At 47.4% G+C, this 14974-nt stretch carries 12 protein-coding genes and 1 riboswitch; of the genes, 3 read left to right on the forward strand and 9 right to left on the reverse strand.

The annotated features are described in order from the left end of the window. Positions 1–296 precede the first annotated feature (296 nt). The 9 genes from TW84_RS16075 to TW84_RS16115 all read right to left on the reverse strand — a co-directional run bounded on the left by TW84_RS16075 (position 297) and on the right by TW84_RS16115 (position 11338). Entirely contained in the window at positions 297–1667 is a 1371-nt protein-coding gene (locus tag TW84_RS16075) for an NCS2 family permease (protein ID WP_045976649.1), read from the reverse strand. A 56-nt stretch (positions 1668–1723) separates the two neighbouring features. Then, positions 1724–1823: riboswitch (purine riboswitch) on the reverse strand. A 97-nt stretch (positions 1824–1920) separates the two neighbouring features. Next, a complete protein-coding gene (locus tag TW84_RS16080; protein WP_045976650.1) occupies positions 1921–2805 on the reverse strand; it encodes a TonB family protein in 885 nt (294 codons plus the stop codon). Then, positions 2802–3224 (reverse strand): TonB system transport protein ExbD, encoded by a 423-nt coding sequence (exbD, locus tag TW84_RS16085; protein ID WP_045976651.1) that lies wholly within the window; start codon positions 3222–3224, stop codon positions 2802–2804. Before exbD ends, TW84_RS16080 begins: the two co-directional genes overlap by 4 nt. Positions 3225–3237: 13 nt before the next feature. Then, positions 3238–4212, reverse strand: a complete 975-nt coding sequence (exbB, locus tag TW84_RS16090; RefSeq protein ID WP_084720247.1) for a tonB-system energizer ExbB — start codon at positions 4210–4212, stop codon at positions 3238–3240. 61 nt (positions 4213–4273) lie between these two features. Further along, positions 4274–5752, reverse strand: a complete 1479-nt coding sequence (locus TW84_RS16095) for a surface lipoprotein assembly modifier (RefSeq protein WP_045976652.1) — start codon at positions 5750–5752, stop codon at positions 4274–4276. Positions 5753–5824: 72 nt separating this feature from the next. Continuing rightward, positions 5825–6526, reverse strand: coding sequence for a Slam-dependent surface lipoprotein (locus tag TW84_RS16100; RefSeq protein WP_045976653.1), 702 nt, complete (start codon positions 6524–6526; stop codon positions 5825–5827). Between the two features lie 155 nt (positions 6527–6681). Further along, on the reverse strand, positions 6682–9774 hold the full coding sequence (locus TW84_RS16105) for a TonB-dependent receptor (RefSeq protein ID WP_045976654.1): 3093 nt from the start codon (positions 9772–9774) through the stop codon (positions 6682–6684). A 98-nt stretch (positions 9775–9872) separates the two neighbouring features. Beyond that, on the reverse strand, positions 9873–10817 hold the full coding sequence (locus TW84_RS16110) for a FecR domain-containing protein (protein ID WP_045976655.1): 945 nt from the start codon (positions 10815–10817) through the stop codon (positions 9873–9875). 2 nt (positions 10818–10819) lie between these two features. After that, complete coding sequence (locus tag TW84_RS16115) at positions 10820–11338, reverse strand: sigma-70 family RNA polymerase sigma factor (protein ID WP_045976656.1); 519 nt, start codon at positions 11336–11338, stop codon at positions 10820–10822. 459 nt (positions 11339–11797) lie between these two features. On the opposite strand from TW84_RS16115, the gene gmk reads away from it, so the two are divergent. The 3 genes from gmk to spoT all read left to right on the forward strand — a co-directional run bounded on the left by gmk (position 11798) and on the right by spoT (position 14973). Then, positions 11798–12421, forward strand: coding sequence for a guanylate kinase (gene gmk, locus TW84_RS16120; protein WP_045976657.1), 624 nt, complete (start codon positions 11798–11800; stop codon positions 12419–12421). Positions 12422–12536: 115 nt separating this feature from the next. After that, entirely contained in the window at positions 12537–12809 is a 273-nt protein-coding gene (gene rpoZ / locus TW84_RS16125) for a DNA-directed RNA polymerase subunit omega (RefSeq protein WP_006957184.1), read from the forward strand. Between the two features lie 40 nt (positions 12810–12849). Beyond that, positions 12850–14973 carry a bifunctional GTP diphosphokinase/guanosine-3',5'-bis pyrophosphate 3'-pyrophosphohydrolase gene (spoT, locus tag TW84_RS16130; RefSeq protein ID WP_045976658.1) on the forward strand — a complete coding sequence of 708 codons (2124 nt, stop codon included), beginning with the start codon at positions 12850–12852 and terminating at the stop codon, positions 14971–14973. The last annotated feature ends 1 nt before the right edge of the window (position 14974 follow it).

A 14974-nucleotide genomic window follows, 5' to 3' on the forward strand; every position in this document is an offset into this window, starting at 1 on the left:
CATGTAACCCAAATAACTCCCCTAGCTGCTTAGGACGAAACTGTTTAGTGGGAATTTCTGCGATATCACCCTCTATCACATTTGAACTTTCCATGTGGCGGTTAATGAACTCTTCACTGCCCAGAACACTTGTTGTTTAAGGTTGTTCCATAATAGGGTTAAAGCCATGCTCAAGTTAATTGACTAAAAACAAATCAAACAAACATGTTGCATATTAATCTAAAAGAGATGATTAGAATCAGGATAATTAAAAAAGCCCCGCTCTAAGAGCGGGGCTTTTTAGTTTCAAAATCTTATTACAACAGTACCAAGTACGTCAGGAATATAGCCGATAGAGCGTAAATCACTGGATGCACCTGTTTACCTTTACCTGCCACAACCATGGTAAATGCATAGCTGATAAAACCCATCGCCATACCGTTGGCTGGTGAAAAACTTAGAACGGTGAACATGATGGTAAAGAATGCCGCAATGCGGGATTCTTTTTGTTCCCAGCTAATTTGCCCTAAACGCCCGATCATATAAATGCCAACAACGACCATCGCTGGTGCCACCATGGCGGCTGAAAAAATCGAAAACAATGGATATAGGAATAGAGAGACTAGGAACAAGCCCGCAACCATCACGGCGGCCAATCCGGTTTTGGCACCCTGAGAAGAGGCAATGCCAGACTCTGAGAAGGCAGTAATAGAGGTGGTTCCCAGAACTGAACCAATCACTGTGCCACCAGCATCTGCGACCAATGCAGAACGTGCATTGGGTACTTTACCATCCTTATCGATGATCCCTGCATCACGGCCAACACCAACAATCGTACTCAGGCCATCAAAGAAGTCGACAATCAAGAAAATAATCACAATAAACAACAGGTCAAACATTTTGTCCGCTGTTAATCCTGAAAAATCAAACACCGCACCAAAGCTGCCCGCTAAGCTTGGCGGAGCAGAGACCAATTGCTCTGGAATCGGCGCGTTGTTGGTCCCCATCACCATGTCAGCAAAGACAGTTAACACAATAGCAGTAACAAAAGAAATAAAGGTCGCGAGCTTGATATCGCGCACCATGCAACCCAAAGCGACAAAGATACTGATGTAAGCAATGATGACCTGTGGGTCTGTCACCTTGCCCATGCTGACCAAAATGATCGGGTTAGAAACAATAATGCCGGCATTTTTAAGACCAAGAAAGGCAATGAACAATCCAAGCGAAACGGTAATCGCCAGCTTAAGATCTTCTGGTATCGACTCAATCATCGCTTTGCGGATATTGGTCATCGACAGAATCAGGTACAACACACCGGATAGAAAGATACCAAACAGCGCTTCATGCCACACCAAGGCAACCGAGCTACTCAGTAACATCCCTTTGAAGAAGCCATTCATGCTCATGCCTGGTGCCAACATCACTGGGTAATTACCCCAAATGCCCATGATTAGCGTTGCTACTGCCGCTGCGATCGCCGTCGCCGTAAACACCGCACCTTTATCCATGCCGGGAATGCTACCCAGAATGGCTGGGTTAACCGCCAGAATATAGCTCATTGCCAAAAACGTAATAAAGCCTGCGTACAGCTCAGTACCTAGGGTTGTGTTACGTTGAGTGATTTTAAATACCGATTCCAGTACACCGGACTGATTCTGGTTTTTCAGGGTTGATTCGAGACTCACAATGAAACCTTTACAAGTGGGGTAAATAGTAAACGGATCCAATGCTGTATTGAAGAGAGAGGGGGCAAAGAAACTGTAGTCACCGAGATAGGCTCAGCGGTAGAAACGTCCAATCCATTTCATCAGACATATACAGCATTTAATCGTTTGCGCGGATTTTAAGGATCTTGAGTGAAATCTCAATGCTTTTATGCAAATTTAGCAAACGTTTGCTTCGAACGTGTATTGGTCACACCAATACTAGGTTCATTCACTACTGAACGTAAAACCGAACTGGAACCGTCCAAGTTAAGGTCGCACCGCTGACTTCATCTGGTGGTAATGGCAATGGCATAGCACGGTAGACAAGATCCACCGCCTCTTTATCGAGCGATTCTGTTCCGCTACTGCGTACCAGTTTGACGCCCAGTACTTGCCCCGCTCTATCCATAGTAAAAGTAATCAAGGGCACACCTTGTTTACGCATCCGCTTGGCGCGGCGCGGATACTGCTTATGCTGCTCAAGGTGCAGCACCAGTTGCTGCTTCCAACTCATCTTAACTTGTTTGAGGTGTTGGCTAAATGCCCCAGACACGCCTTGAATCTGCTTATGTTCTTTTTCGACTTCAAGCTTGGGAGCGCTCTTTTTAATCTGAGCGACCGAAGCCTGTTGGCTGACTGAAGGTGTCTCGGCTTGCGGCGTTTCCAACTGTTTTTGAACCTGTGCAACAGGTTTGCTCTCTACTTTCGTTTTTGGCTTCGCCTCTATTGGTTTTTCAGGCGTCGCAATCTCTGAGGAGCGCTGTGCTTCTTTGGCTATAATCGGAGATGGCTCCGGCACACTCTCGACCTCTTGTTGGATCTTCTGTTGTGGATCAATCGGCTCTGTACGAGCCATTGATGCCATAGAATCCATCGACTCATTTTGCTCAGGACCAGAGTTTAACGCGGGCTTTTCAACATGTGGCGCCGCGACGGGTGCAACCAAAGCAACACTGACGGGAATCGCTGCTGGCGGCTGAATAAATTTAGCTTTAGGTTGGTACAAATAATATACCGCAACAGCCAGATGAAAACCGACACTAATGATGATTCCAGGTAGCAACCATGGGCCAAAGCTATCATGCGCTATGGATCTGCCTAACTGACTGCCTCTCATTTCTCTGGTTGTTCCAATCCGACCAGAGCGATCTGTACATAACCCTCTGCAACCAAAGCGTTCATCACTTTCATCAAGCTTTGGTAATCCAGTGCTTTGTCAGCACGTAAATAGATCCGCTGCTCTTTATCAGGCAGTACTTGGGCTAGCGCTTGAGGCAGTTGTTCGAGAGTCACCGTACTCTCCTCGCCTAATGTCAGCGCCAGATCAGTGCTAACAGTCAAGTAAAACGGAGCCTTAGGTTGAGGTGTCGGTGCAGCCGAAGACGTGGGTAAATCGACCGGTATATTGACCGTCGCCAGTGGTGCCGCCACCATTACAATGATCAGCAACACCAGCATGACATCAACAAACGGCGTGATGTTGATCTCATGATTGACCACCAACTCGTCCTGCTGCGAAGCAACTTTAAATCCCATCTCTATGCTCCGCTCAGGCTGCCAACTTTTTTCCATCGATAGAAACGGGCTCTCTATCGAGATCTCGGCTCACCAGCACCATCAGCGCTGCAGAGATATCTGCCATAAGCGCGCGATACTGGCTGACACCGCGAGTAAAGTGGTTATAAAGCACTACCGCAGGAATCGCGGCCACCAAACCAATCGCCGTTGCCAACAACGCTTCTGCAATCCCCGGCGCTACGACAGCTAATGTGGTGTTTTGAGATTTGGCGATGCCGATAAAGGCATTCATGATCCCCCAAACGGTGCCAAATAGCCCGACAAAAGGGCCAACGGAGCCCACTGTTGCCAGCACTCCGGTACCTCCAACCATCGCACTGCTTAAACCAGCCTGAACTCGTTCGAGCCTGAGCTGTAAGCGCTCTTTGATACCGTCCTCATTATCTGCTCGGGCAGACAACGCCAGTTCTTTTTCTGTAGCTTCAATCAACGCCAGCCCAGCGCCTTCTGCACTGCCGCAGCGCAGCTTGCCTTCGACCAAGGTTTCAGAATCAAGCAATTCATTAACAATATAACGCGCACGGCGACACGCTAGGTTCAACTGGATTTGCTTTGCGATACCAATCGCCCAAGTCACACCTGAGGCCACCAGCAGTAAAATCATCACCGCTTTGACCACCCAGTCAGCCGATTGATACATGCCATAGGGGGACATGTCGTGTTGAGCAGTAGCGGCGACCAAATCCGGTGGCGACATGTTGTCGCTCACCGGTGCAGGAAGCGCAGAGATTTCAGCCTTCTCTGCGATGGTCGCACTTTCCTGCATAACGGGTTGTGACCCGGTTTCTGACGTTGTTTCAGCCCAGCTGAATGGGGCCGCTAAAAAAAAGCAAATAATCAGTAGTGATCTGGATAAGCATTCCATTGTTTTACTCACATTCGGTTTATCTGTGCGCACTATGCCTAGCCAAACACGTGCACCTCTATCAGTAACACCGAACCACAATGAAAAATCCGTAAAAGTTTTTTAATTATTTTTTGAAAAAACAATAAGCCATTGATTATTTTCAAAATCTTTTTTCTAGTTTTAGACTGTATTGATGCTGCTTGTAACTGTATGCCCAATCTACATTACTCTTGGTCTGATTGGCTTTGACTTCGATGAGCGGTTGAAATCCGGCAAACAGCTCTGGCAGCGTCACCACTAAGGTATAATTTTGCTCAGTATCGTCGCGCCGCTCACCGAGCACCGCATTGAAGTCACCATAAATACGTTGCCTCAGCGAAGCGAATAAGGTCACATCAGTGTTCAGCGACGTGAAGGTTTTATTCACACCCAATCGACCTCCCCACAAATCGTATTCATGTACAGCCTGTCGGTTTTGTTTCAATGTCCAATCTAAGCCACCAAACAATAGCCACTCATCGGGTAACTGATGCCAATAGGTGCCAAAGACCGACCATTGCCAGTCGGACTGGTAAGCAAAGGTTTGATTACGATAATCGAGATATTCACCTTTTACTTCAAATTTGATGGCAGAAGTCTGACCAAGATTAGCAAACCAATCTGCCTTGAAACCGCCCGAAGCAAACAGAGCCTGATTCGCTAAGGCGCGATACTCGAACTGCGGCGCAATACTGATCTGATGTTTGGCGGTCTGATAGCTGTAGCCAAAGGTCACATTTAAGGTCTGCTCGTTATGTTCTTTGTGGTTTTGGTAATTGGAGCCATAGGCAAAACTGCGTAGCTGCAAGCCATGATGACCACTCAGCGAGAAGCGTCGATTTAAACTGGCGTCGTAGTCAATACCATAGGCAGATTTAACCTTGGGAGCACTGCGCTCTAAAAAGCACTGACCATTGGTGAAATACACCAGACATTCATAATGTTTCGAGGACAAATTCAGGTTGTCATTGTAGGTCGGCCCAAAGGAAAACGCGCCTTGCCAATCATCACGATACTCCAGTGCACTAACGAAGCTTTCTACCGTATTCCGGACTCCCGCCGCTCTTGGATTATCAGCAGGTAAGCGGTTGAGAATGTTATTAAACAACGACAAAGAAGCACTGTTTTCTCTGTCTTCAAACCAGACGCGAGCTAACTCCAGTTCTGCGGGCAAAAAGTTCTCCTGCATCTCAAGTAATGTCGTGTAGTGCGTTTCTGCCCGATCATAATCACGCGCATTGCGTGCCAGTGCCCCCGATGCGTAGTGCACCAGCATAGGATCGAAATCCGCCAACGCCATATACCTTTGCAGCAGATTATCTGCCAGTGCCCATTGACGTTGCCTGACCGCGAGATGCAATGCCGGTCCAAGCTCATTAGCGGTATTCTCTACACTCGACTCAGTGCTTGATGCCGACTGTTCGGCTAGGCGTTCTTTTTCCAGTTCTTCTTCGATAAGTGCATTTTCGTTCTGACGGGAAGATAACGCGTCACGTTGCTGGATACGTAAGTCGGTATCCTGATCCGCATAAGAGCAAGAGGAGTAAATCGCGCTCACCATAAACAGTGAGCCAAGAATAAAGTTACGGTCGATTTTCATTGATGTGTTTCAATCGGAGAAAAAATGGGAGCAAGTCACTTGCTCCCCAAAAGAGAAAGACAAAAACAAAAATTAGTTTTTGCTACCGCCAAAGGCAGTATTGAGCGTGCTGTCGCCAGCAAACTTAGCAAAGCCTGCTAGAAAAGCGGCATCTGCGCCAAAGAAGTGGCCCTGAGAGTGACCGATAGACATGCCATTCGCCACAGCTGTTCCAGAGAATTCCGCTGTAGAGGCATTAATAGCGTTGTTGTACAGATTGATCGCCAAATTGCTGTTTGATAGAGCACCGTTAAGTGTTTGAGCACCAAAGTCCGCCGTGAACTGGCCGCTCAACGTCGCGCCATTATTGATGCCAGCGACTGTATAGGTCGCTGAACCAGAGGTAGGTACCGTCGTGCCTGTGTCATTGCCCACGTAGTACACTGCACGATCCACAGCTTGACCATTTTCAGTACCTGAAGACCATTCACCAAACCAGATATCTTGACCCGCAACCTGAGAGAAAACGTATTTAGAGTTGTTGTGGTCACTGCCAGAGGTATACACATCACCATTTTGGCTAGCAAAAACAGTTAGACCATCAAAGTCGACCTTCTTGCCACCTGTGCTACCGATACCTGCTTTACCTTTAGAGTGGATAAACGGAACCCAGACTTCAGATTCACCCACCTGACGCTGTGAACCATCACTGATGGCACCATCAAAACCAGCATGTGCCAGTGAGCTTAGGCCCAGCATGGCCGCTGAAATCCATGAAAGTTGTACGATTTTCATTATTCAATCCTTATAGGCTATATGTTGTCATCTGCTGCTCAGACGTCGCTATCCGCTGTCTTCAACAGCTTCATTTCATACACCGGATGAAATAAAGGAACCCGTAAATAAGCATGAAAAAAACCGCAGTCTTAGCTGCGGCTTTTTGGTTGAAGTTAGAATCGGCTGGTCAATTTAACGCTGATGGTTCGCCCCGGTGCTGGAATCCCAGTCACGGCTCCAGGTTCGAGATAGTACATATCGGTTAGGTTACTGCCCCGTACTTCAAACTGAAGGTGTTCGTTGTAGGCGTAACCAATATATGCATCCACAGTGGTTACATGATCGCGTTGAACATAGTCTTCTGAATGACTGTCTGCCGCATAATAGGTGCGAGTTCCAGCAATCCACTTCTTGTTAAAGAATCGTGCCCCAAAATGAACACTACCACTGATTTCAGGGGGGATTTTATTGGCAAGATAACTAGTATCGCTAAAGCCACCACGTCGACATTGTTTATACTCCGCGGAGCCCGTGCTAGCAATGTCCGCCATAAAACGCTGCGTGGCTGCACTTTCATCACACACTTCGTATTCTAGATTGTAGGCAACGGATAAATCACCAAAATAATCGCCATCGTCATAATCCAGCTGCAACTCTAAGCCACTGGTACTTAGCTTCTCTAAGTTGGTAAAAAAATTTGTACTCGATGACGTATTTCTGTCCATCACATCTTCAATCACCTGATCAAAGTAGGTCAGTTTGATATTGGCGTGATCGAAATAGTAAACATAGCCTAGCTCCCAGAGTTTGGAACGCTCGGAGTTAAGTGGCGATGACACCGATGGCACCGCCGAAAAGCCCATCGTACTCTCAAACATGCTAGGAAAACGCAATGATTCGGCGTAGCGAATATAACTGCGGCTGTCTTCGGTCATTAACCAAGTTAGAGAAGCCGATGGCATCCAACCGCTGTCACTTGATTCGGTATTGGTATAGGTGCTGGCAGAGGAAGCACTGATGGATTGTGCGGAGCAACTGCCCGCCACATAGTTAGGGTCGTTGGCAGCGGTAATACAGCCATTGTCTGATGCACTGTAGTTATTCTGCCCATCATGGCGCCACTCTGACTCAATATCTTCCACATAAGATGTGTGTTTGGCAGCGTCAGCGACTCCCTGAGCTACTAGCGCATCCTGCTCAATAACTTTGGCAGCTAACTGTGTCTGCACAACGGGAATAAGGAAAGGGGGGACATTGTTTATTGCCTGCCTTAAATCCGCAATCTCTTCGTTTAAAGGGGTATTCTCATTTCTGATGCTACTTTCAATACCAGATAAATATTCCGCACGATTCTCCTCAGTAATCGGCACATTCATCTGGTAAGAAAGCTTATAGCCTTCACTGCCATATTGAGATAACGCTTGAGTATCGCCCGCTGCCAAGCGATTTTTGACATAGTTATCGACGGCTTTGTAGTAGCCATAACGAACACCCGCGTTAAAGATCAACGACTCCGTAGCCCGCCACTCAATATTGGCGCTGCCATTGTATTCCGTTCGCTCCCCCGCTCGCGCTTGTTCAAATTCCTCAATCACAGCGTTCAAGTCGCCTTTAGGTGCCAGCTCATGGAATTGGTAGTTACCAGAGAGAGTGAAATCGACATCACCACCAAGCCGCATTGTGTTACTGACACTCAAGCCATAGCGATCTTCTTCAGCATTTATTCGTGCTGTGTTCTTAATGATAGTTGAACCATTTGTCAGACCATTTGGCGAACCGGATCCCGAATTTGAACTAACATCGGACAAGGTCATCCACAAATTGGATTTAAAATCGATATACGGATTATCAGGCTTAGAACGCAGTTTGAGATTGTAGGCTTGCAGTCTGGTATCGTTTAGCGGCCATTGAGCCACACCTGATAAGTACCTTGCTTCAGCACGACTGGCAAGGATTTCACCATGAGTGCTTTCGGTATAGCGAGCCCCTACCTCGACTTTAGTATCGTAGTTTAGCTTAAAGGCAAATTTACCTAAAAAGGATTCCATTTTAGAAGAAGTATTCGGTACCTCATATCCAGGGTAATAAACCAAGGCTAAGTGCTCTGGGCGAACGACTGTCTGTCGCCCTCCTAATTCTTCTCCTTCCTCCAAAGGCTGTCGGTAAAATCCCGCGTCATTCTTGCCTGAAAAATAGTTACCGCGATTACGATAAGCGTAAGCCGCGAGCCATTCCACTTTTGGCCCAATGCCCGACACCGCAAGTCGGTAAGCGGTATCTTCACCATTTAATGGATTATCATCCTGACGCTGATCAGGATTAATAACCAAAGCAGGGTCGTTATACAACAGTTCACTCGCAGGGTTATCGATGTTGGCATATTCCGGAATGGTGCTAACGTCTTGTCCTGTATATAGCCTCGGCTCTTCTGGTGCCGTTGAATTGCTGCTGCTTTCGACAATAAATTCCATACCAAACGTCTCGCCGGGTTGGACGATATCTCGTGGAGATAAAGTCGTAATTGCCACCGCTCCGCCCACTGAAGTGTTCACTTCTGGATTGATTTGCGCGCCTTTATGTACCGTCATGCCGCCAATCAGGTTTGGGTCGAGGAAACTCCGGTTAGACGCCCCGCGATAACCATTATTCACCGTAATCGCCTGCTCAGTACCATCAATAATCACAGGGACGCGTCCCGGCCCCTGAATACCGCGAATGTTCGGGTCAATACCACCGCCATTACGCGCATCGCCACTGTGCACGTTAGCCATCCCTTTGAAGATATCCGAGGCATCCGCCCCTTTGAAACGTTCAATTTCTTCCTTGCCACGATATTCAGTCGCAGTGTCTTTATCGTAGACATTGGCTTCCCCCGCTTCGTCTCGGCTTACGCCACCATCAAGACTGGTCCCGACCTGAATCGCATCCAGCGACCATTCATCACCACCGTCCACTAGATACGAGCCATCAACCTGCTTTTGCGCACTGAGTCCGGCATCCGCCAGTAAAATACGAAACGCGTCGTCTGGTTGATAATCTCCCTGTAAACCTAAGCTGTATTGACCCTGACTCAGGCTAGCGTCAATCGAATACTCAATACCTGCCTGAAGCGCAAACTGATTCAGTACGCTATCTAAGTCGCCTGCAGATATATCGAAATTCTGTGCCTGAGCAGATAGCGCCACAATCGGCAATGCTAGACAAGCCAAGCCGAGTTGAGTACGAATTGTCATAGACAAAAGGTTCGAGGTGAAAGGAGACGGCACGTTTATGTCCTTATTCGCTGGGTTAACTAGTGATTACACCGAGCGAATGAGTCAAAGCCTCAATCGATAAGAGAAAAATTATGCAAGTTGTCAGTCACTCATGCACTTTTGCTGGAAATACTGATCCAAAAACGAGTACGGAAGTGCACTTCAATAGGCAACAGCTGGCACAGGTTTTCCAGTGTTTGGTCGGTATCTCGAATCGAATACACGCCGGAGATACGCAACGCTGACAGCTCAGGGGATACCTTGATTACGCCTCGGCGATAACGGGACAGCTCTGTAATAAATTCCGGTAGCGGCGTATCGTGGGCGAGGATTTTTTCTTCTAACCACAGCGCATCCGTGGCGAGCAAGCTCTGCTTTCGGCCTTGATGGTAAGCGCTAAACTCGCTTTTCTCCCCAGCGAGCAGATGCTGGCCTTGTGCCTGTCGCTGAGACTTCGCGATTACTTCACCTTCGAACACACTGACCCGCGTCTGTTCAGATTCAAGGCGAACACTGAACTTAGTCCCGATCGGCGTCACGCTGCCCTGTGGAGTGATAACATGGAAAGGCGTCAGGTGATGGCCAGTGGTGAGCATAATTTCACCTTCCATCAGGCGAATAATTCTCTGATGCTGATTGAAGTCGATACGAATACGGCTGGCAGTATTGAGCACCACCACAGTGCCATCTGATAACCTTACCGGCTTTACTTCTCCTGTGGCAGAGGCATATTCCGTTTCACCCTGTAGCATGGCAGCATCGCTAGAAAGCACCAAACTCATGGTGGCTAGAGAAACGCCTCCCCAAATCAACACTTGTCTGCGTGACACGCGTTGACGATAGGTTCCTAGAACCTTACTCCCCGAATGCGGATCCGGCAGTGAGGTCAGTTTTTGCTGTAATGACTCCATTTGCCGCCAAGCATAATCATTATCCGGGTGACGAGTACGCCAAAGATCCAATGCACGCTTATCCTGCTCGGTCACATCGTCAGACCACATACGTGCCATCCATAAAGACGCCTGTTCAATTGATTTACGAGATACACGCTCCATGCTCAGTAATAACCTTCCATGGCAACCAACATGCAACCTTGCAACGCTTTGGCGACATACTTTTCCACTGAAGACACCGACACGTCCAGACGCTGAGCAATCTCCTTATAACTCAAGCCTTCCATCTGCCTCAGGACCAAAGCCTGACGGACTTTAAATGGCAGTTTATGCAACATCGCATCAATCTCCACCAGCACTTCCACCATCATGGTCTGAGTTTCCGGCGATGAGATCACATCCTCTGGCTGCTGTTCGAGCAGCTCTAAATAGGCTGATTCAATCCGGCGGCGGCGATAGAGGTCAATCACCAAGCCTTTCGCAATATGTGTCAGATAACGACGGGAATCTTTACGCTCGGGCAATTTACCACTAACAAGAAGGCGCAAATACGTGTCCTGAACCAGATCAGCACTGACTTGAGGGCAGCTCAATCTCCGCTGAATAAACAACGAAAGCCAGCCATGATGCTCTCGATACATGCTGTCCACTTCGTTGACATCCACAGGGCTGATGGCCGTCATAATTTGCCACTCCTTCTTTCAGTTGCATAAGATCACAAATGAAAATAATTATCATTAAAATTTATTCATAAGCAACGATTATTGAAAAAAAGTGTGCTATGGGAATTCAATCTACTGTCTAAATCATAAATAAATCAGTTAATTACGCTTAAAATTTAGACAAAAAATAATTTAACCACACAACATCCCATTTAAGGGACTGATTGATAAGGAGAAGTTGAGATCCATCAGAGGCATTCAACTGAGCATTCCACAGGAAGAAACGCGTCGATTATCTGCATTTTAAAAACGGCAGCTCACCACGCAAATACTTGTGATGATCCTAAGGATCATGCTACTCTTCGCCTCCATTTTTCTGACCTTATTTTCATCACTTCGGTGATCCTTCATGGTCGGTGCTATCTTTAACATGTCGGCTTTCCAAGTCGGCACGATCAAATCAAACGTGGAATTGTACCTATGGGCAAAGGCACTCTTTATATCGTATCTGCACCAAGCGGCGCTGGTAAATCGAGCTTGATTTCAGCCATGCTGGAAACCAATCCGACTTACGCCATGAAAGTGTCTGTATCGCACACAACACGTGGCATGCGCCCGGGTGAACAAGATGGTGTCCACTACCATTTTGTACAGAAAGAGTACTTTGAAGAGCTGATCGACCAAGGTGCCTTCCTTGAATACGCCGAAGTGTTTGGCAACTACTACGGTACTTCTCGCCCGTGGATCGAAGAAAATCTCGATAAAGGCATTGATGTCTTCCTTGATATCGACTGGCAAGGAGCACGCCAAATCCGCGAGCAAATGCCTCAGGCGCAGAGCATTTTTATTCTGCCACCGTCTAATGGTGAGCTTGAGCGCCGCTTAAATGCTCGCGGTCAGGACAGCGATGCCGTTATCGCCAAGCGCATGGCCGAAGCAAAATCAGAAATTTCACATTACAACGAATATGACTATGTGATCGTCAATGACGATTTCGATAGCGCACTGATGGATTTTAAAGCCATCATCCGTGCAGAAAGATTGAAGCAAGATAAGCAAGCTGCTAAATATAAAGGCATGCTTGACGCGCTTTTAGCAGAATAAACAAGCTGTTTCTCAAGAAATACTGTCTCTGCATACTCTGAACTAGACACTGGGAACACAGAGACTGTATAATTTCTCGTCATACAAAATTTTAGTTAACTAATTTGGAGTCCTCATGGCACGCGTAACTGTTCAAGACGCTGTTGAAAAAGTTGGCAACCGTTTCGACCTAGTTCTCATTGCGGCTCGCCGCGCTCGTCAAATGCAAACTGGCGGTAAAGATTCACTAGTGCCAGAAGAGAATGATAAGGCAACGGTTATCGCTCTGCGCGAAATCGAAGAAGGCCTGATCACTAAAGAAATCCTAGATGCTCGAGAGCGTCAGGAACAGCAGGAACAAGAAGCAGCAGAACTAGCCGCTGTAAGCAGCATCGCTCACAGTCGTTAATCTGACTTTCTTCTCATCAACTATCTTCCGGGCCTAAAGTTTGTATCTATTCGATAGCCTAAAAGACGTTGCCCAAGAATACCTATCAGAGCCTCAAGTTGAGGCTCTGCGTCAATCTTATGTGGTAGCGAAAGACGCCCATGAAGGGCAAACCCGCTCAAGCGGTGAACCTTATATCATCCACCCCGTCGCCGTTGCTCGTATTCTGGCCGAAATGCGTCTGGATATTGAAACGCTACAAGCGGCTCTGCTTCACGATGTCATTGAAGATACAGAAGTCACCAAAGAAGAGTTAGAAACTCAGTTTGGTACGACAGTGGCTGAGTTGGTTGATGGTGTATCTAAGCTGGATAAGCTTAAATTTCGAGACCGCAAAGAAGCTCAGGCTGAAAACTTCCGCAAAATGGTTCTTGCCATGGTGCAAGACATTCGCGTTATTCTGATCAAATTGGCTGACCGCACGCACAACATGCGCACCTTAGGTGCTCTCCGTGCTGATAAAAAACGTCGTATCGCCCGTGAAACGCTGGAAATATTCTCGCCGCTTGCCCATCGCTTAGGTATACACAACATAAAAACTGAGCTTGAAGAGCTCGGCTTTGAAGCGTTATACCCAAACCGCTACCGCGTTCTTAAAGAAGTGGTCAGATCAGCGCGTGGCAACCGTAAAGAGATGATCCAACGCATCCATAGTGAAATCGAAGGCCGTCTTGAAGAAGTCGGCCTCAAAGCCCGTGTGTTTGGTCGTGAAAAAAACCTCTTTTCCATCTATAACAAGATGAAAACCAAAGAGCAGCGCTTCCATACCATTATGGACATTTATGCGTTCCGCGTTGTGGTTGAGGACGCCGATACCTGTTATCGAGTACTCGGACAGGTTCACAGTTTGTATAAGCCACGTCCAGGTCGCATGAAAGATTACATTGCGGTACCTAAGGCTAACGGATATCAATCTATTCACACTTCGATGGTTGGCCCTCACGGCGTACCTGTAGAGGTCCAGATCCGTACCGAAGACATGGACCAAATGGCTGATAAAGGTGTTGCAGCTCACTGGTCTTACAAAGGTAATGGCGATCGCACTGGCACAACTGCACAAGTGAAAGCTCAGCGATGGATGCAAAGCCTTCTTGAGCTCCAACAAAGCGCAGGTAATTCATTTGAATTCATCGAAAACGTGAAATCAGACCTGTTCCCAGACGAGATTTACGTTTTCACACCGAAAGGGCGCATTGTCGAATTACCAGTAGGGGCTACCGCTGTGGACTTCGCTTATGCTGTCCATACGGATGTAGGCAACACCTGTGTTGGCGCGCGAGTTGATCGTAATCCTTATCCTCTCAGCAAGTCGCTGAAAAATGGCCAGACGATTGAAATTATCAGCGCACCGGGAGCTCGCCCGAATGCAGCGTGGCTCAATTATGTGGTGACTTCACGTGCGCGCACCAAGATCCGTCAGGTTCTGAAAACCATGCGTCGCGAAGAATCGGTCACGCTTGGTCGTCGCTTGCTCAATCATGCGTTGGGCGATATGTCCCTGTCTGACATCGACGAAGAAAATATCAATCATGTACTTTCTGAGCTAAAAGTCGACAGCGTGGAAGACTTACTGGCAGATATTGGCTTAGGTGAGCTGATGAGTATTGTGATAGCTCGTCGCTTACTGGGTGATGTCGATGAACTCACCGAAGTAGTAAGCAGCGATAGTAATAAGCCGAAGAAGAAGCTGCCAGTCCGTGGAGCGGAAGGGCTACTGCTGACTTTCGCCAACTGTTGTCATCCAATTCCAGACGATCACATCATTGCCCACGTCTCACCGGGTCGTGGATTGGTTGTTCACCGTGAGACATGTCCAAATGTTCGCGGATATCAGAAAGAACCAGACAAATATATGGCCGTGGAATGGTCAGAAGAGTACGACCAAGAGTTCATCACTGAACTGTATGTTGATGTGCAAAATCGTCAAGGTGTTTTGGCTGAACTGACTAATGTGATCTCCAAAACTGGCTCGAACATTCATGGTCTTTCTACCGAAGAGAGAGATGGTCGACTTTACACAGTGACCGTATTGCTCACGACCAAAGATCGTGTTCACCTTGCTGGAATCATGCGTAAGATTAAAGCGATGCCGAACACACTAAAAGTGCGCCGTCGCAAAAACTAAC

Source organism: Vibrio neptunius (assembly GCF_000967495.1).
Lineage (GTDB): Bacteria > Pseudomonadota > Gammaproteobacteria > Enterobacterales > Vibrionaceae > Vibrio > Vibrio neptunius.

Excerpts from the sequence above, each read along its gene's own strand:
- TW84_RS16080 (WP_045976650.1), bottom strand. The coding sequence starts at position 2,805 with ATGAGAGGCAGTCAGTTAGGCAGATCCATAGCGCATGATAGCTTTGGC.
- exbD (WP_045976651.1), bottom strand. The coding sequence starts at position 3,224 with ATGGGATTTAAAGTTGCTTCGCAGCAGGACGAGTTGGTGGTCAATCAT.
- TW84_RS16095 (WP_045976652.1), bottom strand. The coding sequence starts at position 5,752 with ATGAAAATCGACCGTAACTTTATTCTTGGCTCACTGTTTATGGTGAGC.
- TW84_RS16100 (WP_045976653.1), bottom strand. The coding sequence starts at position 6,526 with ATGAAAATCGTACAACTTTCATGGATTTCAGCGGCCATGCTGGGCCTA.
- TW84_RS16110 (WP_045976655.1), bottom strand. The coding sequence starts at position 10,817 with ATGGAGCGTGTATCTCGTAAATCAATTGAACAGGCGTCTTTATGGATG.
- TW84_RS16115 (WP_045976656.1), bottom strand. The coding sequence starts at position 11,338 with ATGACGGCCATCAGCCCTGTGGATGTCAACGAAGTGGACAGCATGTAT.
- gmk (WP_045976657.1), top strand. The coding sequence starts at position 11,798 with ATGGGCAAAGGCACTCTTTATATCGTATCTGCACCAAGCGGCGCTGGT.
- rpoZ (WP_006957184.1), top strand. The coding sequence starts at position 12,537 with ATGGCACGCGTAACTGTTCAAGACGCTGTTGAAAAAGTTGGCAACCGT.